The 24,918-nt window shown below is 63.2% G+C and carries 24 protein-coding genes; 12 read left to right on the forward strand and 12 right to left on the reverse strand.

The window, feature by feature from the left end; translation table 11 throughout:
- Nucleotides 1-30 precede the first annotated feature (30 nt).
- A complete protein-coding gene (locus tag JY96_RS09415) occupies nt 31-1,104 on the reverse strand; it encodes an MBL fold metallo-hydrolase (RefSeq protein WP_200883552.1) in 1,074 nt (357 codons plus the stop codon).
- A gap of 78 nt (nt 1,105-1,182) precedes the next feature.
- Between JY96_RS09415 and JY96_RS09420 the strand changes: the two genes are divergently transcribed.
- A complete protein-coding gene (locus JY96_RS09420; RefSeq protein WP_035041991.1) occupies nt 1,183-1,683 on the forward strand; it encodes a flavodoxin family protein in 501 nt (166 codons plus the stop codon).
- 38 nt (nt 1,684-1,721) lie between these two features.
- Here JY96_RS09420 and JY96_RS09425 read toward each other — a convergent pair whose 3' ends face one another.
- On the reverse strand, nt 1,722-2,486 hold the full coding sequence (locus JY96_RS09425) for a sulfite exporter TauE/SafE family protein (protein ID WP_035036887.1): 765 nt from the start codon (nt 2,484-2,486) through the stop codon (nt 1,722-1,724).
- Between the two features lie 75 nt (nt 2,487-2,561).
- On the opposite strand from JY96_RS09425, the gene JY96_RS09430 reads away from it, so the two are divergent.
- Complete coding sequence (locus JY96_RS09430) at nt 2,562-3,500, forward strand: LysR family transcriptional regulator (protein WP_035036889.1); 939 nt, start codon at nt 2,562-2,564, stop codon at nt 3,498-3,500.
- Between the two features lie 20 nt (nt 3,501-3,520).
- On the opposite strand, the gene JY96_RS09435 is transcribed toward JY96_RS09430, so the two are convergent.
- On the reverse strand, nt 3,521-3,811 hold the full coding sequence (locus JY96_RS09435) for a hypothetical protein (RefSeq protein WP_052162334.1): 291 nt from the start codon (nt 3,809-3,811) through the stop codon (nt 3,521-3,523).
- Nucleotides 3,812-4,027: 216 nt separating this feature from the next.
- Between JY96_RS09435 and JY96_RS22160 the strand changes: the two genes are divergently transcribed.
- A complete protein-coding gene (locus JY96_RS22160; RefSeq protein WP_052162335.1) occupies nt 4,028-4,441 on the forward strand; it encodes a helix-turn-helix domain-containing protein in 414 nt (137 codons plus the stop codon).
- Nucleotides 4,441-5,781, forward strand: coding sequence for a type II toxin-antitoxin system HipA family toxin (locus tag JY96_RS09445; RefSeq protein ID WP_035042020.1), 1,341 nt, complete (start codon nt 4,441-4,443; stop codon nt 5,779-5,781). The genes JY96_RS22160 and JY96_RS09445 overlap by 1 nt, the downstream gene beginning before the upstream one ends.
- 30 nt (nt 5,782-5,811) lie before the next feature.
- Here JY96_RS09445 and JY96_RS09450 read toward each other — a convergent pair whose 3' ends face one another.
- Nucleotides 5,812-7,473, reverse strand: a complete 1,662-nt coding sequence (locus tag JY96_RS09450; protein ID WP_035036891.1) for a GMC oxidoreductase — start codon at nt 7,471-7,473, stop codon at nt 5,812-5,814.
- A gap of 413 nt (nt 7,474-7,886) precedes the next feature.
- Between JY96_RS09450 and JY96_RS09460 the strand changes: the two genes are divergently transcribed.
- Nucleotides 7,887-8,642 carry a response regulator transcription factor gene (locus JY96_RS09460; RefSeq protein WP_081961155.1) on the forward strand — a complete coding sequence of 252 codons (756 nt, stop codon included), beginning with the start codon at nt 7,887-7,889 and terminating at the stop codon, nt 8,640-8,642.
- 76 nt (nt 8,643-8,718) lie between these two features.
- Here the strand turns inward: JY96_RS09460 and JY96_RS09465 are convergent, their stop codons facing one another.
- Complete coding sequence (locus JY96_RS09465) at nt 8,719-9,306, reverse strand: TetR/AcrR family transcriptional regulator (RefSeq protein ID WP_035036896.1); 588 nt, start codon at nt 9,304-9,306, stop codon at nt 8,719-8,721.
- Nucleotides 9,307-9,541: 235 nt separating this feature from the next.
- Here JY96_RS09465 and JY96_RS09470 point away from each other — a divergent pair, with 235 nt between their 5' ends.
- The 7 genes from JY96_RS09470 to JY96_RS09495 all read left to right on the forward strand — a co-directional run bounded on the left by JY96_RS09470 (nt 9,542) and on the right by JY96_RS09495 (nt 15,368).
- Nucleotides 9,542-10,318 carry a thioesterase family protein gene (locus tag JY96_RS09470; RefSeq protein ID WP_035036899.1) on the forward strand — a complete coding sequence of 259 codons (777 nt, stop codon included), beginning with the start codon at nt 9,542-9,544 and terminating at the stop codon, nt 10,316-10,318.
- A 137-nt stretch (nt 10,319-10,455) separates the two neighbouring features.
- Nucleotides 10,456-10,614: a hypothetical protein gene (locus JY96_RS23540; RefSeq protein WP_161784280.1), complete on the forward strand. Its 159-nt coding sequence runs from the start codon at nt 10,456-10,458 to the stop codon at nt 10,612-10,614.
- A 386-nt stretch (nt 10,615-11,000) separates the two neighbouring features.
- Complete coding sequence (locus JY96_RS09475; RefSeq protein ID WP_035036901.1) at nt 11,001-11,753, forward strand: response regulator transcription factor; 753 nt, start codon at nt 11,001-11,003, stop codon at nt 11,751-11,753.
- A gap of 259 nt (nt 11,754-12,012) precedes the next feature.
- A complete protein-coding gene (locus tag JY96_RS09480; protein ID WP_035036903.1) occupies nt 12,013-12,738 on the forward strand; it encodes a PEP-CTERM sorting domain-containing protein in 726 nt (241 codons plus the stop codon).
- 199 nt (nt 12,739-12,937) lie between these two features.
- Entirely contained in the window at nt 12,938-13,570 is a 633-nt protein-coding gene (locus tag JY96_RS23545) for a PEP-CTERM sorting domain-containing protein (protein ID WP_161784281.1), read from the forward strand.
- Nucleotides 13,570-14,625, forward strand: coding sequence for an OmpW family protein (locus tag JY96_RS09490; protein WP_161784282.1), 1,056 nt, complete (start codon nt 13,570-13,572; stop codon nt 14,623-14,625). The genes JY96_RS23545 and JY96_RS09490 overlap by 1 nt, the downstream gene beginning before the upstream one ends.
- Before the next feature lie 158 nt (nt 14,626-14,783).
- On the forward strand, nt 14,784-15,368 hold the full coding sequence (locus JY96_RS09495) for a TetR/AcrR family transcriptional regulator (RefSeq protein WP_161784283.1): 585 nt from the start codon (nt 14,784-14,786) through the stop codon (nt 15,366-15,368).
- Between the two features lie 75 nt (nt 15,369-15,443).
- Here the strand turns inward: JY96_RS09495 and JY96_RS09500 are convergent, their stop codons facing one another.
- The 7 genes from JY96_RS09500 to JY96_RS09530 form a co-directional block, all read right to left on the reverse strand.
- Nucleotides 15,444-18,500 carry an efflux RND transporter permease subunit gene (locus JY96_RS09500; protein ID WP_035036911.1) on the reverse strand — a complete coding sequence of 1,019 codons (3,057 nt, stop codon included), beginning with the start codon at nt 18,498-18,500 and terminating at the stop codon, nt 15,444-15,446.
- Nucleotides 18,500-19,600 (reverse strand): efflux RND transporter periplasmic adaptor subunit, encoded by a 1,101-nt coding sequence (locus JY96_RS09505; protein WP_035036914.1) that lies wholly within the window; start codon nt 19,598-19,600, stop codon nt 18,500-18,502. The genes JY96_RS09500 and JY96_RS09505 overlap by 1 nt, the downstream gene beginning before the upstream one ends.
- Before the next feature lie 35 nt (nt 19,601-19,635).
- Entirely contained in the window at nt 19,636-21,102 is a 1,467-nt protein-coding gene (locus JY96_RS09510) for a TolC family protein (RefSeq protein ID WP_035036917.1), read from the reverse strand.
- Nucleotides 21,099-21,956: an SDR family oxidoreductase gene (locus JY96_RS09515; protein ID WP_081961160.1), complete on the reverse strand. Its 858-nt coding sequence runs from the start codon at nt 21,954-21,956 to the stop codon at nt 21,099-21,101. Before JY96_RS09515 ends, JY96_RS09510 begins: the two co-directional genes overlap by 4 nt.
- 183 nt (nt 21,957-22,139) lie before the next feature.
- A complete protein-coding gene (locus tag JY96_RS09520; protein WP_035036919.1) occupies nt 22,140-23,285 on the reverse strand; it encodes an acyl-CoA desaturase in 1,146 nt (381 codons plus the stop codon).
- A 48-nt stretch (nt 23,286-23,333) separates the two neighbouring features.
- Nucleotides 23,334-23,681 carry a hypothetical protein gene (locus tag JY96_RS09525; protein ID WP_035036920.1) on the reverse strand — a complete coding sequence of 116 codons (348 nt, stop codon included), beginning with the start codon at nt 23,679-23,681 and terminating at the stop codon, nt 23,334-23,336.
- Between the two features lie 46 nt (nt 23,682-23,727).
- Nucleotides 23,728-24,909 carry an alkane 1-monooxygenase gene (locus JY96_RS09530; RefSeq protein WP_035036921.1) on the reverse strand — a complete coding sequence of 394 codons (1,182 nt, stop codon included), beginning with the start codon at nt 24,907-24,909 and terminating at the stop codon, nt 23,728-23,730.
- Nucleotides 24,910-24,918 lie beyond the last annotated feature (9 nt).

A 24,918-nucleotide genomic window follows, 5' to 3' on the forward strand; every position in this document is an offset into this window, starting at 1 on the left:
GCCCGCGCGCAAGGGCCCCCTTCGCGCCCCTTACGCGCCGCCGCGCTCGACCGCCAGCCCTTGCTGCTGCCACATCAGCATGCCGCCGCGCATATTGGCCACGCGCTGAAAGCCGCCCTGGCGCAGGATCACCGTGGCCTGGCCCGAGCGCATGCCGGCATGGCACACCGTGATCACCGGCTTGTCCTGCGGGATCTCGGCCAGCCGGCCCTTCAGCTCGCTCAGCGGCAGGATCCGTGCCCCCGGGATGCGACCCAGGCGCTCGTCCACTTCCTCGGGCTGGCGCACATCCAGGATCAGCACCTCGCCCAGGTGCTCGGACACCCACTCCGGCTCGATCTCGATCAAGCCCGCATACGTCTGGCGCACCGGCCCCCAGTCCGCCAGCTTGGGCACCTGGCCATCCTGCGTCCGCCCCGAGCGCAAGTTGGCCGGCAAGGCCACCGCCAGTTGCTTGGGGTGCGGCAGGTGCAGGTTCTCCATGAAGCCCACGAAGTCGCGTTCCTCCGCCTGCCCGCCAATGCGCGGGTTGTGCGCACGCTCCTCGCTCACGGACGACATGGTGCGCCCGTTGTAGTCATGCCCAGGCAGGACCATGCAGTCATCCGGCAGCGAAAAAATCTGCTCGGTGATGGAGTGGTAAAGCGTGCGGGCATTGCCCTGCTGGAAGTCGCAACGGCCCGCCCCGCGGATCAGCAGGCAGTCACCCGTGAAGGCCATGCGCTGGTCATCGCTCACAAAGGTCAGGCAGCCATCGGTGTGCCCGGGCGTGGCGCGCACCTCCAGGTGGCGCTGGCCGAACGCGACGCGGTCACCGTGATCCAGCAAGAGCGTGGCACCTTGCAAGGCCTCGCCATAGCGCTTCGAGATGCCGATCTGGCAGCCGGTGGCCTGCTGCATCAGCCAGGCCCCGGTGACGTGGTCGGCGTGGCAATGCGTATCCAGCGCGGCGACCAGCTGGAGCCCGAGCTCCTCGATGAGTGCCAGATCCCGCAGGTGCTGCTCGAAAACGGTGTCGATGATCACGGCCTGCCGAGTGGCCGGGCAGGCCAGCAGGTACGTGTACGTGGATGATGCGGCGTCAAACAGTTGGCGAAAGATCAGCTTGCCGAACATGGGGCTCTCCAATGGCGATACCCGCCATTGTGCGGCTGGCCTGTGCCCCTGGTCTATGCTGCCGCCATGAGCCAACTCAAGTCCCTGTTGATCATCTACCACTCCCAGACCGGTGGCACCCACCAGATGGCCGAGGCGGCCCGTGCAGGCGCCGAGACCGAACCGGGTGTGACCGTGCGCCTGCTGCATGCCGCGCTGGCCGGCCCCGACGAGGTGCTGGCCGCAGACGGCTTCATCTTCGCCACACCGGAGAACCTGGCCGCCATCAGCGGGCAGCTCAAGGATTTTTTTGACCGCAGCTACTACGCTGCGCTGGACCGCATCAACGGCCGCCCTTATGCCAGCCTGATCTGCGCCGGCAGCGACGGGCACAACGCGGCCCGCCAGATCGAGCGCATCGCAACTGGCTGGCGACTCAAGCCCATCGCCGAGCCGCTGATCGTGTGCACGCACGCGCAGACCACGCAGGCCATCCTGGCGCCCAAGCACATCGATGCCGATGAGCTGGAACGCTGTCAGGCGCTGGGCGAGGCCATGGCGGCGGGCCTGGTGCTGGGGGTGTTCTGAGCAGGCGGGCCTGAGCCTGCGGGCAGGCAGCCCGACCGTCAACCCAACAAGTGCGGCCCGATGATCAGCCACAGGGCGGTCGCCGCCAGCATCATGGCGAACGCCGTGCGCATGGGCCGCTCGGGCAAGCGGTGAGCCAGGGCCACGCCCGCCGACACGGTCAGCACACCGCCCAGGGCCATGGGCACGCCGAGTGTCCAGTCCACGCGCTGAGCCTGCGCATACGTGGCCAGGGCCACCACCGAACTGGGCGCCACCAGGGCCAGGGACAGGCCCTGCGCCGTGGTCTGGCGCTGGCCCAACCAGCCCGACAGCAAGGGCCCGGCCAGCAGACCACCACCGATGCCCAGCAGGCCCATGCTGCTGCCGCCGACCATGCCCACCAGGGGCAGCACGCGCAGGTCCAGGCGCTGCTCCTGTGGCGGGGTCGACTGCCGCGCCGTGCTCAACAAACGCAAGGCCAACAGCCCCATGAACCCGCTGAACAGCCAGCGCAACATGTGCGGGTCCATGCGCGTGGCCACGCGGGCAATCAACCAGGTCGTCAAGGTGGCCGACACCCCGATGGCCGCCATGGCACGCCAGGGCATGGGGTGGCGTTGCTGGTAGCGCCACCAGCCCACCAGCAGATTGGGCACCATCAGCACCAGGGCCGTGCCCTGCGCAAAAGGCTGGTCCATGCCAAAACCCAGCACGAACATCGGCACGGCCACGATGCCCCCGCCAATGCCAAACAACCCGCCCAGAAAACCCAGGCCGGCGCCCATCAGCAAAGCGGTGAACAAGTGGATTGCAAGCAGCATGAGGTGGCATCATATTGATGCGACAAATCAGCGCAATCAGCAAGCTCGCACTCCGTTATTGCGATCAACGCACGAATGAACACCCTTGCCGATCTCGCCTTCTTCGTGGTCCTGGCCCGCCAGCCCAGCCTGGCGGCGGCGGCCCAGGAGCTGGGCATCACCCCACCCAATGTCAGCCGGCGCCTGGCCGCGCTGGAAAAGCGCCTCGGCCTGCGCCTGCTCAACCGCACCACCCGCCGCCTGAGCCTCACGGCCGAAGGGCAGCGCTACCTGCAGGAAGGCGAGCAGATCCTGCAGGACCTGGAAGGGCTGGAAGCCTCGCTGGTGGCGGACCGCAAGGCCCCCAAAGGCCTGCTCAAGCTCAACGCCACCTTCGGCTTTGGCCGTCGCCACCTGGCCCCGCTGATCTCCGACTTCGCCCTGCGCTACCCAGAGGTCGAGGTGATCCTGGAATTGACGGACCGCCCGCTGGACCTGATCGACCACGCCATCGACGTCGGCATCCAGTTCGGCCCGCCGCCCGATGCACGTGTGCTGGCACGCCGCATCGCACGCAACCGCCGCCTGCTGTGCGCCTCGCCCGCCTACCTGGCCGAGGCCGGTGTGCCCGTCACCCCGCAGGACCTGAGCCGGCACCGCTGCATCGTCATCCGCGAGAACACCGCGGCCTTCAACAACTGGCAACTCGTCAATGGGCCAGACAAAGTGATGGTGAAAGTGCGCGGCCCCTTGAGCAGCAACCATGGCGAGATCGCCGTGGACTGGGCCCTGGCCGGCCATGGCATCGTGCTGCGCTCGGAATGGGACGTGGCCGGCTACCTGCGCAGCGGCCGCCTGCAACGCGTGCTGGCACCCTGGGCGGGCGACATGGCCGACATCCACGCCGTGTATCCCCAGCGGCACCATTTGTCCGCCAAGGTGCGCGTGTTCCTGGACTTCCTGGTCGAGCGCTTTGCCGACTTCCGCGATGACCAGGCCGCCATGCCGGACGCATCAGCAGCCCCACGCTGGTAGCGCGGGCCAGACAGCGCGACTCAGACCTCCAGCGTGTAGACGTCTGCCGCCTGACGCTCCTGGGTGCTGTGGCCTTGCAAGGCCGCATCCCACTCCGGGCCGTTGGCGCTTTTGACGGGCTGGAGGCCCTGGATCATCTGCGCCACCTCGGGCACCCCGCCATCGTACTCATCGACCTGATGGCGCGTGGCGAGAAACAGCCGCGACACCGCCGCCCCGCCAGAGTCGATGACGACCACATAACGCACAGGCTGGCGCTGAGGCCGCTCAATGTGGCCTTGGGGTTTTTCAATGCCGTAGGTCTGGCTCATGGGTTGATGGTGCCACGCCCACCTGCAGACAGGGAGGTTTCCCCCTGCTGGCTTGATGAGTTTGCCCCCGGTAAAACAGCGCGCTGCGAGTCAAGCAAATTAGCAAAGCTAATAAGCCTAACATATTAGCCAAATCAATTATTGCAAAATATTGCTTTTACTAATACAGTAACTTTATTGAAATAGCTAATACGACCATCACCTGAGAGGACTGAGATGGAGCGAGTCATCAGCCAGGCAGAGCAGCTCTCCGCCATCATCAAAACGATGCGCAAGGATCAAGGCTTGGGTCAGGCCGAGGCCGCCAGCCTGCTGGCCCTGACCCAAGGGCGTTACTCGCAGCTGGAAAACGACATCGGCAAACTCACCCTGGAGCGAGCCCTCGTGCTGCTGCGCCAGCTGGGCCTGGAGCTCGTGGTGCGCGAACGCCCCGCATCGACCAGCCCCATGGGCGACGCGATCAAGGCCACACCACGTGTTGGCGAGGCGATCAAGGCATGGCCGCGCATGGGCCCGCTCACCCCGCAGAAGGGTGCCGCCCAGGCCGCAGCCAAACCCGCGGCTCCAGCACAACCCAAGCAGAAGGCCTTGCCGCCAGGCCAACGCAAGCCAGGCAAAGGGGCGTGGTGATGCATCAAGACCACCGCCGCCACGGCCTGAACGTCTGGATGAACGGCGAACACGTTGCCCACTGGCTGCCGGGCTTGCACGCCCCATCGCAACTGCGCTACGAGGACAGCTGGCTGGCCAGCGACCGGGCTCGCCCGCTGTCGCTCTCATTGCCCCTGCCGCTGAGCCCTGGCCATCAGCGCGCCCACCACGCGGGGGCAAAGGTCGAAAACTATTTCGAAAACCTGCTGCCAGACAACCCCACCATCCGTGATCGGCTGAAAGAGCGGTTTCGCGTGCGCAACACCAGCGCATTCAGCCTGTTGAGCGAGATTGGCCGCGATTGTGTCGGCGCCATCCAGTTGCTGCCCCTTGAGCAGCAACCAGCAGACCCGGCCGACATCCAGGCACAGCCCTTGTCAGAGGGCGACATTGAACGCATCTTGCTCGACACCGTGTCCGCGCCAGGGCCAGGTGCCAGGGATGAGATCGACGAGTTCCGCATCTCGATTGCCGGCGCCCAGGAAAAAACCGCGCTGCTGTGGCACCAGGGCCGTTGGTGCCGGCCCATGGGCTCGACGCCCACCACGCACATCCTCAAGCTGCCGCTGGGCATCATCGGCGGCAACCAGCGTGACATGCGTGAATCCGTCGAGAACGAATGGCTGTGCGCCCAGATCATGGGCGCCTTCGGCATCGAGATGCCCTACTGCGAGATCGCCACCTTCGGGCAACAGAAGGTGCTGGTCGTCGAACGCTTTGACCGCCGCTGGGACGAGGGCGCCCTGCTGAGGCTGCCCCAGGAAGACTGCTGCCAGGCACTCGGCCTGCCGCCGCACAAGAAGTACGAAGCCGACGGTGGCCCCGGCATGGAGGCCATCGCCGGGCTGCTGGCCACCTCTGACGACGGCATGGACGCGGTCGGCGTGTTCCTGCGCGCCCAGGTGATCTTCTACCTGCTGGCCGCCACGGACGGCCACGCCAAGAACTTCAGCATCCGCCTGCTGCCTGGTGGCCGCTACCAGCTCACGCCCCTGTATGACGTGCTGTCGATCTGGCCCATCGTGGGCAAAGGCCCCCGGCATGTGCCATACCAGAACGTCAAGCTGGCCATGGGGTTCAAGGCCAGCAAAGGCACCAAGCGCGAGCTCGACAGGATCATGCCCAGGCACATGGCTGCCACGGCCAAGGCCTGCGGCTACCCCGCACTGTCCGAGGACATCACCGCGATCATGGACGTCTTCGATGAGCGCATGGACGGCGTAGGCCGGGCCCTGCCGCCCGGCTTCCCGCAACGGATCTACGACAGCATCCGCAAAGGCATGCGCACCATGCGCGATCGCTACCGCAACACGGCCTGATCGCGCCTGGCCTGGCCTTGGTCTGCCAGATCAGATGACCGTGCCGATGTCGTTCTGCACGATGACATCCAGTGCGCGCTCCACGATGGCCGCGATCGTCATCGACGGGTTGCAGGCACAAGTGGCACCAGGCATCAGCGCGCCATCGAGCACATACAGCCCGCGCTGGCCCTTGACGCGCCCTTCCGTGTCGCACACCACGCCCATGCAAGCGCCGCCCAGCGAGTGCCAGGTGGAGTTGACCAGGCTGTTGGTGTTGATCAGCGTGTCGTCCGGCCCCACGATGGTTCTGAGGCGATCCTTGATGCGCGCGGCCACCGCTGCATCACCCTTGGAAGGCCAGGTCAGCTCGACCTTGTCGGTGAGGTAGTTGTAGACGAACTTGCCGCGGCCATCGCTCATGCCGTAGCCCACCAGCATGGTGGCGTGCGTGTCTGACGAGGAGGTCGGCACCGCGCTGCCCACCGGCAACAGCGCCGACGACATCGCATCGGTGCCCGAGGCACTGGTGCCTTTGGAAGAAGGCGGCAGCGAAGCCTGGATCACCGTGTTGGCGGGCAGGCCCGGCGTCGCCCATTCCTTGCTGCCAAAGACCACCGGCCCGCCTTGCAAGGCACCGAAGGTCTCGGTCTTGCTCGACCACACGTAGATCTGGTCGCCGTTGGTGCCATAGCCCTCGCCCACACCGGCCGGCAGGCCCGGAATGTCGCCACGCGCCTTGGCACGCACCAGCAGCTTGGAGGTGTTGACCGTCCCTGCGGACAGGATCAGCGTCCTGGTGGTGATGACCTTGCGCTCCAGCACGGTGCCGGTTTCATCGGTGCGATCGGCGTACACCACCCATTGCCCATTGGAGGCGCGCACGATGCGGGTCACGTTGTGCTGCGCGGCCACCGTGGCATTGCCCGTGGCGATGGCCTGCGCCAGGTAGGTCACGTCCACCGAGTGCTTGCCGCCGTTGTTCACGCCCAGCGAGGCGTCGCCATTGGTGTACGAGGCCTTCATCTCGCCGCGCAGCTCGGCCAGTGCGTAGTTCCAGTCGATCGGCATCGGGATCTTTTCCAGATTGAAGCCGGCGGCCTGCACCTTCTGCGCGAACACGCGCGGCGCCTTGTAGTTCGGGCTGTTGATGAGCTCGTCTGGCGCGGTGGCCACTTGCAGCATCTGCGCCACCCGCGGGTAGTAGATGCTGCGCATCGGCTCCCAGTCGATCTGCGGGAAGCAGGCCTTGAACAGGCTTTCCGTGGGCTGCAGCGTCATGCCCTGGTAGATGAGCGAGCCACCGCCCACGCAGGCCGGGGTGACGGCGACGATGCCCTTGCCCATGACGGGCTCCAGCAGACCCACATACGGGTTGAGGCCAATGCGCTTGCCATTGACCTCGGGCCAGATGCTGTAGAACAGGTCGCGCTTGTCCAGCGTCGTGGCATGCGGGAAGGTCTCGGCATTGGGGCCGGTGGGCCACCACTTGCCGCGCTCCAGCACCAGCACCTTGATACCCGCCTGCGCCAGCCGCAAGGCTGACACACCGCCACCAAAGCCCGAGCCAATGATCACCACACGCTCTTGCGAATGGGTGGTGGGGATCGCGGCCTGCGCGGCACCAGGCAGGGCGGCCCCGACGGTGGCGCCTGCGCTGGCAACGGTGGCGGCACTGCTGCCAAGGAATTTGCGTCGGGTCATGCGGCTCATGCGGGTCTCCTCAAAGATCAAAGTGATGCAAACAAAAATGCCTGGTGGACGAAGTCCATTCAGTCGCATTCTTGTCAGCCGATCACCTCGCTTCAATAGCAGGACTGACCAAGCTATTAACTGGCAAGACCCAAATCAGGGAAAGTCCTGGGCTCGTCAAACAGCGCGCGCATCGCCACAGCGCCACTGTCGAGTTGGTCAACATGCAGGAGACCGAGACGGCCCGCCACCGTCAGGTCTGTTCGATCGCGCCCGCCCCCCGCAATCCAGTGGCACATAGTTGACATTGTCAACCATGCCATCGACAATGGTGACACCGTCAACCTTGAACCGCTTGTTCGTGCGCTGCACGACCGATTTGGCGAATTTTGAGCTGACTGGTGGGCCGTTCTGAGCGTCTAAGGAATCGCAGCATGAGTGGGACTGTCATTGCCGCCCCTGGGTCTGGGCAGCGCATGCGAATTGCGCTGGTCGAAAACAATCTGGCCCTCCGGGAGCAGCTTGGGCGAGCCATCGCCGAGAACGGCCGGTTTGAACTCTGGTTCGAAACGAGCAGCGCGGTAAGCGCGATGGAATGGACTCAGACCTGCTCTGTCGACAATTGGCCAGAGATCTGGCTGGTCGGCCTCCATCTGCAGGACGGGCGTGGCCTGTCAGTGATCCGTCATGCCATTGGCTATAGAGCCGACACGCTCGCATTGGTCATTTCGGCATCGCTTGACGAGCAGGCCATCGTCGACGCGGTCCAGGCTGGTGCGACGGGCTTCATCCAGACGGGCATGGGCGACAAGCAGTTCGCGAAAGACCTCGAACACGCCGTTGATGGCAACGTCCCCCTGTCACCCAAGATCGCCACGCGCTTTCTCAGCTCGTTCCGGCGCGCCATCACCACTGGCGGACACGCGGCGGCTTTGGATGCGGCCATGCCACTCAGGAAGGCCTCGTCAACGCAGGGCGACAATGCGCCCCCTCAGTTGACCGCACGCGAGAAGGCCATCCTGGACTGGCTGTCGAGAGGCTGTACGTATGGGGGCGCCGCTCAGCGCCTGCATATATCCGTGAACACCGTCAGGCACTGCATACGAGGCATCTATACCAAGCTGGGCGTCCACTCCAAGACGGATGCCATTGAAGAGGCCTGCAAGAGAAGGTGGCTGCAAGCGTCATGAAGCCGTGTCCTCAACCAGCATCACAGACCGCGCTGCGGCATGGCGGGGATGCCACGCATCGATTCGGGCGCGGAGGCTAGGCTGTGAGGCCAAGGCGCTTTTTGATGCCACCCCGAGATGCAGCCAGGAGCTGCTCGGCCAGCGCGGCATGAGGCACGGCTCGAGACAAAGCCACGGCGCCCACCATTTCGGATACGACCGAGGCCGCCAGTGTTTCAGCGTCGGTTTGCCCCATGGCCATCAGCACCTCCGCGATGGCATCGACGAGGCGGGCCACGCCCGCTTCGAATCGCTTGCGCGCCAACAGCGGCAGACGGGCCACGTCCCCCGACAAGCTGACCAGCGGACAGCCCTTGTCACGGCGATCACGGTGGCGTGTGCTGAGGTACAACTCGATGTACTGGCCCATCCCTTCTGCCGGCGTCACGCCCTCGAAGCACTTTCGAAAGGTCTCATAGCGCTCATCGAACATGTGGTCAATGGCCTCGGCAATCAATTCATCCTTCGATTTGAAGTGCGCGTAAAAGCCACCGTGTGTCAGCCCCACCTTGGACATCAGGCCAGCCACGCCGATTTTGTCTGGCCCGTGCAAGCGGATGGCATCGGCCGCGGCCTTGACCACCTTGTCATGCGTGCGTTGTTTGTGTTCAGCTCCGTATCGCATGCTTCGCTCGTGTCCCAAGAAGTGGTCTTCATCATATCAATTGAGCAACCACCACCTCGAAGTTCGCGGGGCATCAAAAAGGAGGCTGAAAAGCGCCACGACATCGGTCGATCGGCCCAGCCAGGAATGGGCATCCCTGGTTCATGCGTCGTGTGCACTTTTTTTGCCGAGATAGTATGATGATCATAATTCAATATAACGGGTGCAGGCCATGCCAGCAAAGCCCCCAGTCGTGATGAGCACACTTTCACAAATCATTCAGTCATTCTCTGTGGCGGAGGGTTTCAACACGCCCCCCAACTGGCGCCAGGGCCGCACGATCTATGGCGGCCTCTCTGTTGCGCTGGCACTCCAGGCTGCCCTGCAGGCTGGCCCGGCTGATCTGCCACCACTCAAATCTGCGCAGATTCTTTTTGTGGGCCCTGGCGTTGATGGCCTCAGCTTCAAGGCGCAGGTCTTGCGGCAAGGCAAGTCGGCCACCATGATCGCCGTGGATGGGATGGAAGACGACAAGCTCATGCTGCGGGTGTGCTTCCTGTTCGCCCACCCGCGCGACAGTGCGGTGCAGCACGACCTGAGCGCCCACCCCGTCGTCAAGCCGCCCGCTGGTTGCCCCCGCCTTCAGGAGACCGCGCAGACCCCCAGTCACCTGAGCAATTTCGAAATCCGGTGGGCCGGCCCGAATCTCCCCGTCTCGGGCAGCGAGCACCCTGAGTTCCTGGCGTGGGTTCGCCACCATGATGCTTCGAGCGTAGACCCCGCCGTTGCATTGCTCGCCTTGGGAGACTGCCTGCCGCCCGGTGCCATGGCCTGCTTCAAGTCCTTTGCGCCCATCAGTTCCATCACCTGGAATCTGGATCTGGCCATGCCCGCCCCTTCCGGTGATTGGTTCTTGCTGCGCTCGACCAGCCAACGTGCGCGTAACGGCTACTCATTCCAGACCATGGACATGTGGGACGCACACGACCAACTGATATTGGCTGGCAGCCAGACCGTGGCCATCTTCGCCTAGCTGTGCCCGGTCTGCGGTGACGCAGCAAGACGCCGACGGCCGCCTGAATCGCCACCACCATTCAAGGATCGCCCATGCCGCACTCACCGCAAGCACCGTCGAGTCACCCCCCGCTGTGGCGCCGCATGGTTCAACATGTGAAAGCCCTTCTTGCCGCTAGCGCAGACACCATGATCGACGTGGACGAGGGGCCTTACGCCAGCCTGGAAAGACGCGTCCGCGCCCTGGAAGCCGCGCAAAGGCAGGTACGCCGCGAAACGACCGCAAAGCCCGACACAGACGCCGCGTCGGGCTGAGCAGCGCCTTCTGCATTGCCCCTATCAGGACTCGATTGGTCAGCGTGGTGAAACCCGACTCAAAGGGCTTCACCAGATGGGGGGGGCGTGCTGGTCGGACATGACGCTCACGCCATGACAGGGTGGATGACCAGTCCTGGCGCTTCAAGCAAAGCGACATAAGGCCTCATCTCGCGCCACGAGTTGACACTGTCAACACAAATGAGCAAAATTGTAGACAGTGTCAACCTACGCCACTTGTCTACCTGTATGAAGAAGGTGCCAGACCGTTGTCTGCGTGACTTCCTTGCTGCGTTGCATGTGGCGCTCGATCGGTATGCCGCACAGGCATGGCGCTGCCGAAATAAGCAGCCGAGCGAGCATCTGTACTGCAGAAGGAATCGCGAATGAACAGCCCCGCCTGTGTAGAAGCCAAGGCAGATCGGCGCCTGCGCGTTGCGCTGATTGAGGATGAACTGGAAGTGCGGCACAGGTTGGCCAAGGCCATCTCCGCGACAGACCGCTTCGAACTCTGGTTTGAATCGGGCTCGGTGAGAGGCGCACAGGAATGGATATCGTCATGTCCCTTTTCACAGTGGCCTGACGTCTGGCTGGTGGACATCGGGCTACCCGATGGCTCCGGCTTGACCGTGATCAAGGAGGTGATGTTCGCGCAGCCGAGCTCCCTCGCGCTGGTGATGTCGCCCATTGCCGATGATGCGTCCATCATCGCGGCCATTCGAGCAGGCGCGATGGGGTTTGTGAACAAGCACGCCGGCGACGCGCGGCTGCTGGAGCACCTGGAACAAGCAGCTGATGGTGGCGCCCTGATCCCCCCTCATATCGCGGGTCGTCTGCTTGACTGCTTCAAGCGAAGCATGTCGGGCGACACGACCGTTACAGCGCATGGGTCGAGCACCTTGACCACACCGGATCTCTGGGGCCAGGCGAATGCTGGTGCCACGCTGACCATCAGAGAGAAAGCCGTGCTGGATGGGTTGGCGCACGGTTATGGCTATGAGGAGGCCGCGCAACGACTTCAGATTTCCCTGAACACCTTGCGCAACCACGTGCGTGGCATCTACACAAAGCTGGGTGTTCACTCGAAGGTCGACGCCATCAACGAGGCGCGCAAACGGCGCTGGCTGGAACCGACCTAGATCCATGCCGCATGCCGGCTTCGAGCACGACCCGCTTCGTCATCCGGCCGCGTCACCGCGGTCGTCAATGCCTATTGAATGAAGGCACGCATCGCGCCCTGTGGAGCCACTCGAAAAGGGGGACATGAGCATGCCACGCATACGACCCGATGCGCGGCAAGACAAGCCTGGGCACCATGACATCACTGCAGATGCAATGAGGCCAACAGCCCCAAGCACTGCAAGTCACTCAACCACCTTGACCTTCAAAGGAAGACACATGCGATACACGTCGTTCAAACCACTCCTCGCTGCGTTTGCAGCTGCACTGAGCTGCGCAGCACATGCGTCCGGCCCTGCTTATACCTTCACCGATGGCAGCGGCATCCTGACCTTCACGTCGAACTCGCTGGCCGCCCTCAATACAGCTGGCGTGACGGTGACGGCCGCTGCACCCGCCTCCTTCGATGGCAGCAAGATCACGATGACATCCGACGATGCGCACGTGGTCTGGAACGACAAGTTCGACATCCAGTCGATGACGGGCTACGGTGGTTTCACGCTGACATCGTCCACCACCAAGGGCGCGCAGGTCGTGCTGACCAACATCCAGCTGGACCCCACTGCGGCCATTGTCTATGCCGACGCGGTCACCTCGTCCTTCTCGAACTCCTTCGGGGCATACCAAGGCAAGACCATCTCGCACATGGCCCTGTTCTCGGGCAACCTGGTCGGCAGCAGCAACATCGTGGCCTCTGGCGGGAACGTGAACACGGCCATCCAGAACCTCGCGCTGTCCAGCGTGTCCATCCCTGAACTCGGCAACGCGCTGGGTGTCCCGACCTTTATCCAGCAGGCCCTGTTCCCCAGCATCAACTTCGGTCAGATTGCTTTGGTAGGCACGTTCAAACCCACGGTGGCCGTGCCTGAACCATCGACCTATGCCTTGATGGGCATCGGCCTCGTGGGCTTGACCTTGACCCAACGTCGGCGCGCACGCAAGTAACGCCCCCCTGCTCTTTCTGTTCTCGACTCCACTTTATTTGGCCGCTTCGCGCGGCCGCTTTTTTTCGAGGTGACGCATGGCTCGTTCTATCCGCCCCGCAGCACTGCTGGTTCTCACGGCCGCCACTTTCCATATTCAGGCCTGGTCCACGCCTTTGACATTGAACACAAGCTGGCTTGACGCCAACGCCATGTTGTACATGAGCAGAGACGTCCAACAAGCCTTGGCCGTATCGGGCATTGAGGTGTCTGCCAGCGGCAAGGCCACCGAAGTCGGGACGGGTGTGTTCAATTTGCAGGTGACCCAAAGCACCATGGACATCAAGCTCCTGCCACCCGCGCTCAGCCTTCTGGGCGCAGAGGTGGCCGGTTCATCCCTGGACTTCTACAACACGCTGTCGCACACCAAAGCCAGCCTGGCCAACTTGGGGATCGACTTCAACACGCATATCGTGAGCGGGGACATCATCAGTGCGGCGGGCACAAGCCGAGCCGACTTGCTCACCTTCTCGGTCACGCAACCCCTGACCTTCAGCCTGAAAGATGGCATCTCGTTCAGACTGGGCCTGGGCGACATCCATTTCACACAGGATGCGGCCCAGCGGTTTGCCACCGCGATGAGCCTGCCTGACTTCATGGTGCCGGTGCTCACGCAGATTGACTTCGGCACCATCGACAACAAAGTTGTCCCATGGTTCAGGACGCCCGTCGCGGCTGTGCCCGAGCCGACCACAGCTTGCATGCTGCTCATCGGCTGCGCGGGCATCGCCGCCACCATCGGCCGGCGAAAGCATGCGCTTGGCATGGCCACGGGCAAGGCAGGGAGCGTCTGATGTCGAGGCTGCGTCACCTTGCGTTGCTGGCAACACTGACCTGCCTCGGCGCAGGCACCACGCGTGCGGAGACCATCGAAGAGGCGCTCGCGGGGATCAGCCTCAAACCCACACGCACCCTGTATTGGCGAGCGGGCTACACCACCTTGAAGCCCAATAACCACAACAAGGACGTCAAAGAGGTCGGCCCCCGCGTCGTCCAGTATGGCGATGAGTTCACGCCGGGCCTGGATCCGCAATACGCCCAAGCGTTGCAGCTTCTTTCCAATGGCATCCGTGCCGACCACCCCGACGCCTATGCGGGTCAGGGTCTTGGCATACCGGACGGTTTGAGCGTCAAGGCGCGGCGCACCAGTGGCTTCACAGTCACCATGGGCCACTACCTCAGCGACGATCACAAGTGGGCCGTTGAGGCTTACGTGCTGGGCCAACCCTTCCAGATCGCCGCATACGGAACCGGACGCATCGGTGGGCAAGGCAGTGACGGCGTCGACCTGGGCCGCGTCATCACGACCAAGGCCCTTGGGCCGATTGCGTACCTCAAATACACGGCCGGCCATGCGGACGCCTGGCTTCGGCCATCCATTGGCGTCGGGGGGTACTACATCGCCTTCTTCGATACGCGCGCGTCCAGGACGCTGGAGGACTACTCCGGGGGCGATACCCGCGTTCACATCAAGAACGCGTATGGCCCGGCCAGCTTCATTGGAGCCGATCTCAAGATGCCGGAAGGCTGGACCTTGAACGCGACCTTGGGCTATCTGTGGCTCAAGACGGAAGCCACGTCGACCACGCAGACCGATCCCGCCAAGATCGCGGTCAGCCCCGCGTTGACGCAATCTGCCAAGGACCTCGGCCCCAATACGCTGACGGCCATTCAAATCATCAACGGCACGACCTTCAACACGGCCAACCTCGTCCCGGCCATCACGGCACAGCTGGCGTCTGCACGCACGCCACCAGGTCAGACACCCACACTGGGAAGCTATACACGCTCCATCGTCACCCAACTCAATCCGTGGCTTCTCACGGTGAGCATCGGGCGCGACTTCTAGCGGCGCCAAGCTCCTGCGGTGTGGGGTGCCTGCCCATGCGTTCAGATCGAGTGAATGGGCCGATAATGTCGGCAACGGGCCATGCCCATGTTCAGCCCCTCGACCAACTGGGGCCCAAGCTCGAATCGACGCACATGACACGCCACACTGATGACGAGTTGACCATCAAGGCCGCCTGCCTTCAGGCAGCACGAGAGGCCATCGCTGAAGAGGGTGTCGAGAAGCTGAGCCTGAGAGAGGTTGCCAGGCGGATAGGCGTCTCCCATCAGGCGCCTTACAAGCACTTCCCTTCGCGCGACCACCTGCTGGCCGAAGTGATTCGGCTGTGCTTTCAGGATTTCTCAGCCTATCTGGACAACAGGGAACTGGGCCCAGACCCCCGCCAGAATCTGGACAACCTGGGAACGCGTTATCTTGAATTTGCGCTGGATAGGCCTCTGGAGTACCGGCTCATGTTCAACACGCCCTGGCCTGCGCCTGCCGAGGAGGTGGGCCTGGTACGAGACGCACAGCACACGCTGGATATCCTTCGACGTAATCTCAAGGACATCTATGGGGATGGCAAAGGAACACGCGTCAAGATCGACCTGGACGCCATGATGATCTGGTCTGTCATGCATGGCCTGGCATCCATTCTGCAATCCAATGTGGTGCAACATCTCGACATGCCGGCTTCCACCAAAGCCAAGGTACCCGCTCACATTTTCGATCGGGTCCGCGCCATCATCGGCCAACAGATGTGACCAGGCCCCTTCAAGGCGGGCCTTGTCTTCACCACGGCTGACAGCACGACCGACGTCACGCGTTGGATCATGGTCTTACTGCTTCGGTGACGGGTTGACCTTGAACCAGGCTGAATACAGCGCGGGCACCACCACCAGCGTCAAGGCGGTGGCGACCACCAGGCCGCCCATGATGGCGATCGCCATGGGCCCCCAAAAGACGCTGCGGGTCAAAGGGATCATGGCCAGGATGGCGGCTGCCGACGTCAACACGACCGGTCGTGCGCGTCGCACGGTGGCCTCGACGATGGCGGTCACCGCGGCCACACCTTCCTTGATGTCCTGATCGATCTGGTCCACCAGAATGACCGCGTTGCGCATGATCATGCCGCCCAGCGCGATGACACCCAGCAGGGCCACAAAGCCAAATGGCGCATGAAAGACCAGCAAGGCCGGCACCACGCCGATCAGGCCAAGCGGGGCCGTCAGGAACACGAGCCACATCCGCGCAAAGCTCTGCAGTTGCACCATCAGGAAGAAGAGCGTGGTGAGGAACATGATCGGGAAGATGGCGAACAAGGCCGTATTGGCTTTGTCGCTTTCCTCCACGGAGCCGCCCACTTCAATGCGGTAGCCCAGCGGCAGCTGCGCCCGAATCTCAGCCAGCATGGGCTCGATGTGCCCCGACGCGTAGGGCGCCTGCACCCCATCGGCCACGTCGGCGCGCACCGTGATCGTGGTCTCTCTGTTGCGACGCTGCAGGACGGGGTCCTCAAAGTCGGCCTTCACCTCGGCCACCTGGCTGAGCGAAACGGATTGCCCATTGGCCGCTACCAGCTGAATGTCCTTGAGGCGCTCCAGCGTCCGGCGTTCGGTGGGCTCGGCACGAACCACGATATCGACCAACTCCTCACCACGGCGCATCTGCGTGACGGGTGCCCCTTGCAGCGTGGCCTGGACAATCTGTGCGACGTCCGTGCTGGACAAGCCCAGTCGGGCGAGCTTGACCTGGTCGACCACGACGCGCTGAACACGCACCTTCTCGGACCAGTCCAGCTGCACATCGCGGACCAGATCGCTTTGCGCCACGCGTGCACGAACCTTTTCGGCGATCACGCGCACGGTGTCAGTGTCAGGCCCGACCACGCGGAACTGCACGGGAAAACCAACCGGTGGGCCGAACTCCAGGCGAACCACCCGGCCGCGCAGGGTCGGGAACTGCTCGTTGGACTCAAAGAGCTTGAGCAAGCGATGGCGCACGGCTTCCCGCGCATCCAGGTCGCGTGTGAGCACGACCACCTGCGCATAAGCCGGGTTGGGCAACTCGGGCGACAGCGACAGGTAAAAGCGAGGGCTGCCCGCGCCGGTGTAGGCCGTGAAGTGACGGATGTCCGCGTCCTTGGCCAGGATGGCTTCGAGCTTGCGCACTTCAGCCTCGGTGGCCGCAAACGACGCACCTTCCCGCAGGCGCAACTCCACCAGCAGTTCCGGACGAGATGCTGTCGGGAAGAACTGCTGCTGAACCAGGCCCATGGCCGCCGCTGCGCCCAGAAAAGCCGCCAAGGTGGCCAGCAGGACTTTCCAGCGATGGGCAACCGCCGTGAGCACCCATCGACGCAGCCGCGCATACACAGGCCCGTCATACAGCGCGTGATGGGCATGCCCCTTTTGATCCGGCAGCAGCTTGAAACCGAGATAGGGCGTGAACAGCACCGCCACCACCCAGGAGACGATCAAGGCCAGGCCCACGATCCAGAAGATGCCGCCTGCATACTCGCCTGCGACCGACTTGGCAAAACCCACGGGCATGAAGCCCGCCACGGTCACCAGCGTCCCTGTCAGCATGGGGAAGGCGGTGGAGGTGTAGGCGTGGGTGGCCGCGCGCCAGCGATCCCAGCCCTGCTCCATCTTCACGACCATCATCTCGACCGCGATGATCGCGTCATCGACCAGCAAGCCCAGCGCAATGATCAGGGCGCCCAGCGAGATGCGGTCCAGGCTCCAGTCCATGGCGTACATGACGATGGCCACCAAACCCAGCACCAATGGGATCGACGCGGCCACCACGATGCCCGTTCGCCAGCCCAGAAAGACGAAGCAAACAGCCAGCACAATGGTCAAGGCCTCCAGGAAGGCGCGCTCGAACTCCCAGACGGAAGCGTGCACCACGCTGGGCTGATCCGCGTACTGCTTGACCGTCACGCCCAGCGGCAACTCCTTGCGAACCTCGGCCAGCTTCTTTTCAAGGGCGTCGCCAAACTTCTGGATGTTGGCGTTGCGAACCATCGTGACGCCGATGGCCAGGGCCGGCTGCCCCTGATGACGGATGGTGAAACCGGGGGGATCTTCGTAGCCCGCGCTCACGCTGGCCACATCACCCAGTCGAACGATCCGGTTGCCCACGTTCAGGCGCACGTCCTGCACGTCCTCCAGGCGCTGGAAGCCGCCGCTGACCAGCACGTGCACACGGTCATCGGCCGTTTCCTGAAAGCCTGCCGGCGTGACACGATTTTGTTTGCTGAGCGCGTCAATGAGCAGTTGCGGCGAGACGCCCAATGCAGCAAGGCGCTGGCTCGAAAAAGTGACGAAGACCTGAGCCTTCTGCTTGCCCAGCACATTGACTTTGGCCGCCTCGGGCACCGTTTGCAGGCGCCGCTTGACGAGCTCGGTGACTTCCTGCAATTCAGCCGGACTCAGGTCTTTCGATTGGACGGCGTACAAGGTGGTGTACACGTCGGTGTACTCATCATTGAAGAAGGGGCCCAGGATGCCTGCGGGCAGTTGGCCACGGATGTCGCCCACCTTCTTGCGCGCCATGTACCAGACGGCATCCAGCTCGGCCTTGGACAAGCGCCCCTTCATGGCCACGGTCACCCCACCGTAACCCTGTCGCGCAAAGCTTCGGATGTTGTCAACGCCGCCAATGTCCTGAATCGCTTGCTCGATCGGGTTGATGACGTGGTCGTTGACCTCACGCGTGGTCGCCCCTGGCCAGGCCACCACAATGGTCATGACCGGTACGTTGAACTGAGGGTCTTCCGATTGCCCCAGCTTGAAGAAGGCGACCACACCGCTGAGCAAGGTCGCCGCGATCAGGAAGAGAATCATCGAAGAATGGCGCAGCGACCAATCCGAGAGGTTGAACGAGCGCATCAACGTTCTCCTGCTCGCGGTGTATTCAGATCCAGGTGTGTGCCCGTTCTTTCGCGCGCGACGACATGGGCGCCGTCCGTCAGCAAGTGCGCGCCGACCGACACCACCTGTGTCCCGGCCGTGATACCGGCGACGATGACACCATCCGTGGTGTAGGCCTGCACCACGACCTTCTGGCGCTGGACTTGATCCTGATGCGCACTCAAGCGCCAGACGAATGCATCGCCCTCACGCTTGACCACCGCACCAGAAGGCACGGCCACGGCCGATGCGGGCGAGCTGATGTCCCAGCGCACCTCTGCGGCCTGGCCCCAGTGCATCTTCGAGCGCCACGCGTCTTGCATGGCCTTCAGCGTGTAACGCACGCGCACCTGGTGAGCAGGCCCGGAAGCCACAGGCGAGACCTCTCGCACCTCCAGCGGCATGGCGGGCAGGCTCGGTTGGCCGGGGATGACCAACACGGCACGAGTTTGCGCCACGCTGGAGGCCAACTCCTGGGGCAGGAAGACCTCTGCCTCGATCTCACCGGCCCGTGCCAGGCTCAGCAAGGGCTGCCCTTCCGGCAACACCTGGCCCACGTCTGCGAGCACCTGCGTGACCACACCGTCGAACGGTGCCTTGAGCAGGGCATGGTCGACCCTGTTGCGCGCCAGCTGCTCGGCCTGACGCAAGGCATCAAGCCGCGCCTGCATGGCCCTGACTCGGGTGCCTTGACGCTCCAGCTCCGCGGAGGGCACGGAGCCATCCGCACTCAGACGCGCCAACCTGGCCTCATCCAGACGAAACTGCTGAAGCTCCGCCTCGGCAGCCACCACTTGTTGCCGGGCTGATTGCGAACCCGTCATGAGGTCGTCCTGGGCGAGTTGCCCCAGCGTCTGGCCGGCGCGCACGTGCTGGCCGACTTCAACCAGACGCAACGCGACGCGCCCACCCGCCTGGAAGCCGATCAGGCTTTCCACGCGAGGCTGCAACAAGGCGGGAAAGACCCTGGCAGCCTGCTGGGCCAAGGGTTGTGCCGCGCTGGTCCAGACCAAGGGCCTGGTCGGCTCTTCCTTGTCCTGATGCGAGCAGGCTGAAGTGAGCGCGATCGCGGGAATCATCCATCCCAACTGAACAGCACGAAGTAGAGAGTGATTCATGGCTGAGCCCCTTTCTGATCAATCGCTTCGGCGGAAGCGGTCGCGGCCCGCCAGCCGCCGCCAAGCGCCACTTGCGCCTGAATGTGAGAGAGCTGAAGCGCCTCCAGCGATTCAGCCTGGCCCAGGCTGGCCGACAGGTAGGCCTGCTCCAGCTGCAAAGCGTCGAGCAAGGCGATCTGCCCCTCGCGAAGGAGGTGTGCGCCCCTTTGGGCAGCTTGCTGGCGCTCTTGAGCAGCACGTGCCAACTCGCTGGTTCGTGCGCGCGCCTGTTCCAGGTCGGACAAGGCCGACTCCACGTCATCGACGGCCTGCCGGACGGCCTGTTCGTAACGCAGCTCTGCACGTTGAGCCTGGGCGGACTGCGCCTTGATGCCGGCGTCTATGCGACCGGCATTGAACAGCGGCAGCGCAAAGAGCAGCGAGGTCTGATGAAAGCCAACGGGCGCCAGATCCATGCCGTTGAGCCGCAGGTCTTCGCGCCCCGTGAGCAGGCTCAGGAAGAAGCGCGGCAGCTTGTCCGCCTTGGCGGAATCCAGGCGGCCGTATTCAGCCTGCCACGTGGCCTTGGCAGCCATGATGTCGGGGCGGCGCCCCAGCAGCTCCACCGGCTGCCCCGCTGGCGCAGACGGGGGCAAGCTCATGCTTGACGCACGCGCGCGCTCGGCCGCCAACATCTGCCTGACCTCATCGGGGAACAGGCCTGTCAACCTGGCCAGATGCGAACAGGTGACGGCCTGCAGCGTGAGCAGGCCATGGCGTTGCGCCCTCATTTGCGCCAGTTGCGCATTGGCCTCCGTGACAGCCAGGATCGATGATTCGCCTTCATCGAACCGATGCCCGTTGATGGCGAGGATCTTCTCCTGTTTCGCCATGAGCTCGTCCAGCAAGGCCAGGCGTCGCGAAGCACCCTGGTTCAAGACGTATTGCCGGGTGACTTCGCCAATGAGCATCAGGCGGGCACCGGCGACGCCGGCTTCGCTCGCCTGGACGTCGTGTTGCGCCGCCGAGGCGAGTGCACGATTTCGGCCGAACACATCGATGTCCCAGTCCAGCCCGATCGACACCTGCCCCATTCGCGTGTCAGGCAACCCCTGCTTCACCGGTGCAGGCAAGCCTGAGCGCTTGTTGAGATAGCCCGCATTGGCCGTGACCGAGGGCGCCAACAGGGCCTCGTTGGCCTGCAAGCCTGCCCTTGCTTCCTGTACCCGCGTCAACGCGATACGGACATCCGTGCTGGATTGAAGCCCGGCCATGACCAACTTGTCCAGGACCGGACCACCCACATCGTTCCACCAGGCGCGTTCCTCGTAGGCGCCACCTGTGGCCATGCGCGCCTGCACCGGTGCCATGCGCGCGTCGGACAACAACGGTGACACGGCATCCGTGGGTGCAGTATGCGTACAGGCCGCGAGAGATAAAAGCACGCTGCCTTGCAGGCAACGCAGCAAAGGCGTCCATGTCATGACTGACCCCGATCCATCTTGTCTGAGGGGTTTGAAAAGCGGGGCGCCTTGACGGCTGCATGCGGCGCCACGGCCAGTGCCATGCTGCGCATCACGCTACCCATGATGTAGACGCGCAAGCTGCGCGGCGCCATCGCCAACGACCAACCGAGCACCTTGGACACCCAGCCTGGCCGAACCGTGGCCTGAATGCCCAATGCCATGAGGCTTTCTTGCGCCACCACATCGGGCTCGATGGCGACCTGCATGCGCATGTTGGCGCGCTTGGAAAAGCCCGTGCGAACAGGCCCTGGCGCACAGGCCAGCACGTCGATGCCGAACAGACGCCACTCCCATCGAAGCGCCTCGGCCAGAGACTGAACATAGGCCTTGGTGGCGGCGTAATTGGCTGAGAGCGGCACACCTTGAAAGCCCAGCACGGAGCCAAACAGGATCATCGCGCCGCCGCCTCTCGCCTTGAAACAGTGCCCGTAGTACCAGGCCTGCTCAAGCACGGCCTTGCAGTTGACGTCCACCATCTCCATTTCTTCGACCAGACCCTGCGTCAGGAATCGCCCCGAGGAGCCGTACCCGGCTGCCGCGACCAGCAGGCCGACGTCGAGATCCTGGGTGGCCTCAAACAGAGGCAAGTTGCCCTGGGGGCTGGACAGATCGCTGGCGACGACACGCGTCTTGATGCCGTGCTCCTGCTGCAACCTGGTAGCAAGCCCTTCCAGGGCCTCACTGCGACGCCCCAACAGCACCAGGTTCAAGCCCAGTTCCGCCAGCTGCCATGCGAAGGCATGGCCAATGCCGCTGGACGCGCCAGTGATGACCGCCCACGGGCCCCAGATTCGAATCTTCGCCTTGTTCATGGGGCACACCCTCGACGCAAGTTGACAACGTCAACCATTGTGATCAAAGGTGTTGACAGTGTCAACCCCTGTCCTGCGCGAGACGATGCCCTCGTTCCTGCATGGACGGCAAAGTGTTTTGGATTGTGGAAGGTGGCGTAACGCTCGGGCTTGCGTTCGATGCTCGCCCCAAGGAAAAGCTGCTTAGGCGCTGGTGCGCTCCACCATGATGGTCACAGCACGGTCCGAACCGCCAGGCAAGCTATAGCGAGCGATACGCTGCAACACAGAAAGCAACTTGGGAACGAAGTAGCCCACGTTGTAGGGCACGTTGTACTTCTTGCAAACCGCTTGAACCTGGGGCGCGATCTCCTTGTAGCGGTGCGCAGGCAGATCAGGAAAGAGGTGATGCTCGACCTGGTGGCTCAAGTTGCCACTCAGGAAGTGCATGAGCTTTCCGCCCTTGATGTTGCTGGAGCCCAGGATCTGGCGCAGATACCACTGGCCACGCGTCTCGTTCACGATCGCATCGCGGCTGAACGTGTAGATCTCATCGGTGAAATGCCCGCAGAAGATGATGGCCCACGCCCACACATTGCGAATCAGGTTGGCCACGACATTGCCCCACAACACGGCCAGGGCCACGTCGCGCCCGGCGCCAAAGAGGCTGCCGACTACCAGCCCCACCAGAGGCCACATCACGTAGTCCTTGCCGATCTGGCGCGCCATCTTCTTGCGCACGAGTGTCCACTGGGGTTGCAGATCCGACCACTTCCTTCGGCCAATGACCACCTTGTCGATCTGCATGTCATGGATGGCCACCAGCCACTCGAAGAGGCCGGCCAGCACCGCGGTCAAGGGCAACTGGAAGGGATGCAGCCAGCTCCAGCGCAGGTCTGCGCTCAGGCGCAACAAGCCGTAGCCGAAGTCCCTGTCTTTACCAATCACATTCGTGAACTGGTGATGCAGGTAATTGTGTGAATGTCGCCATTCTTCCTTCGGGCAGGTGTTGTCCCAGTCGTAAACATCACCATGGAAGCGTGGGTCATTCATCCAGTTGAACTGGCCGTGCATGACGTTGTGACCCAGCTCCATGTTCTCGACGATTTTGCTGAGGCCCAGCAGGCAGGCGCCCAAGAGCCAGGTGGGCGGAAACCAGCCAAACATCAGCAGGGCACGCCCCAGCGTTTCCGTGATGCGCACAAAGTGGAGCACGCGTGTGATGTAGCGGGCGTCTTCAGCCCCTACGCGAGCGCGCGCCTCGTCGGCGATGCCCGTCAGCGCTTGCTCGAAGGCATGGAGTTCCGCCATGCTGCGCGGGCCCATGATCATGGTTCTGGTCGACCTCATCGCCTGTCTTTCTGGATGGTCGATCGCGCAGGAAGGGTATTCAGGCCCTTAAAAGGCGACCCGATAGAGCAGATAAATCCCTGCCAGCGCAAGGCCGCCGTGCATGAGCGCCAACACCAATGGGCGTGACTTGGGCCGCAGCACACGGAACATCACGACCCCGCCACACCACGCCATGCCCAGCACGCCCGCCGCCCACCATGTGGCCGATGAAATGGGCGAGGTGGATTGCGACACGGCGTAAGCCAGGACAGCCAAGGCGGAGAGCCCCAACAGGCCGTGGCCTGAACCGAACCAGCGCGGGTATCGCTTGTTCAGGACGATGAGCGTGGTGAAAAGCAAGCCACCGCCGGCACCGGCGGCGAACATGGCGAAAGCGATTTGCAACATTGACATGGGGTATCCGTTGAACATTGAAAGGAAGCGAGTGAGGTCACCAAGGTCAATTGGCGCTCACCGAGTCTGGAAAGAACTTGCGCATGAGCGCAGCACGCTTGCCACCCAGAAAGTTGATGCGCTTCGTGTCACCGTTCACGGCCTGAATCAGCCGGCGGTCCATGACGGCAAACCAGGCTGGCGGCACCAAAGCCAGGATGAACATGGCGAAGTAACCAGCGGGCAAAGTCGGCAGATCCGGGAAGTTGCGAAGCGACTGGTAGCTGCGTGTGGGGTTCGCGTGGTGATCAGAATGCCGCTGCAAGTGAAACATGACCAGATTGGAGACAATGTGGTTGCTGTTCCAAGAATGATGTGGCTCGCAACGCTCGTAGCGCCCGCCGGGCACCTTCTGGCGCGTCAGCCCGTAGTGCTCGACATAGTTGGCGAGTGTCAGCTGGAAGGCCCCCCACAAGGCGACGACAGCAAGGACCGGCACCATCGACCCACCGTAAACGTAGATCAGCGTGCCGTACACCACGGCGGTGACCAACCACCCCTGGAGGATCTCGTTCCCCCAGCTCCAGGCCGACTTGCCCATGCGGGCCAGGCGCTCCTCTTCCAGGTCCCATGCGCGAAAGAAGCAACCCGGCAACTCGCGGAATGCAAATCTGTAAACGCTCTCGCCCATCTGTGACGAGGCCGGATCCTCAGGCGTGGCAACATGCCGGTGGTGCCCGCGATTGTGTTCAATGGAGAAGTGACCGTATGCGCACAGCGCAGAGTTGATCAGGCCGACTTTGCGCGGGAGCCATTCTTTTTTGTGCCCAAGCTCATGGCTCACCGTCAGCGTAAGCCCCATGACCGTGCCGGTGCTCAAGGCAGTGACCAGCCACTCGTACCACCTGACGTCATGCGTGGCGAGGAACATCGCGTTGAAGATGGTGACGCCCCACAGCACAGGCACGATCATGTACACGACGAATCTGTAGTAGCGATCTTGCTCAAGCCTCGGGACTGCTGCCTCAGGAGGGTTGTTCGTGTCCTCGCCCAAGAAGTAGTCACCAAGCGGGATCATCACGTAGATCATCAGCGGCGCGACAAAGTACCAAAACGAGCTTTGGTAACCCCATGTGGAGGCCAAGGGGCCGATGCATGGTGAAAGCGCCCCCAGCATCGCAAAGGTCCAAAGCGCCTTCTTGCGATCACGGTATGAGTCGGCATCCAGATGAGTCGCTAAAGTGTTCATGGCCTGATT

The sequence above is a fragment of the Aquabacterium sp. NJ1 genome (assembly GCF_000768065.1).
GTDB lineage: Bacteria > Pseudomonadota > Gammaproteobacteria > Burkholderiales > Burkholderiaceae_C > Aquabacterium.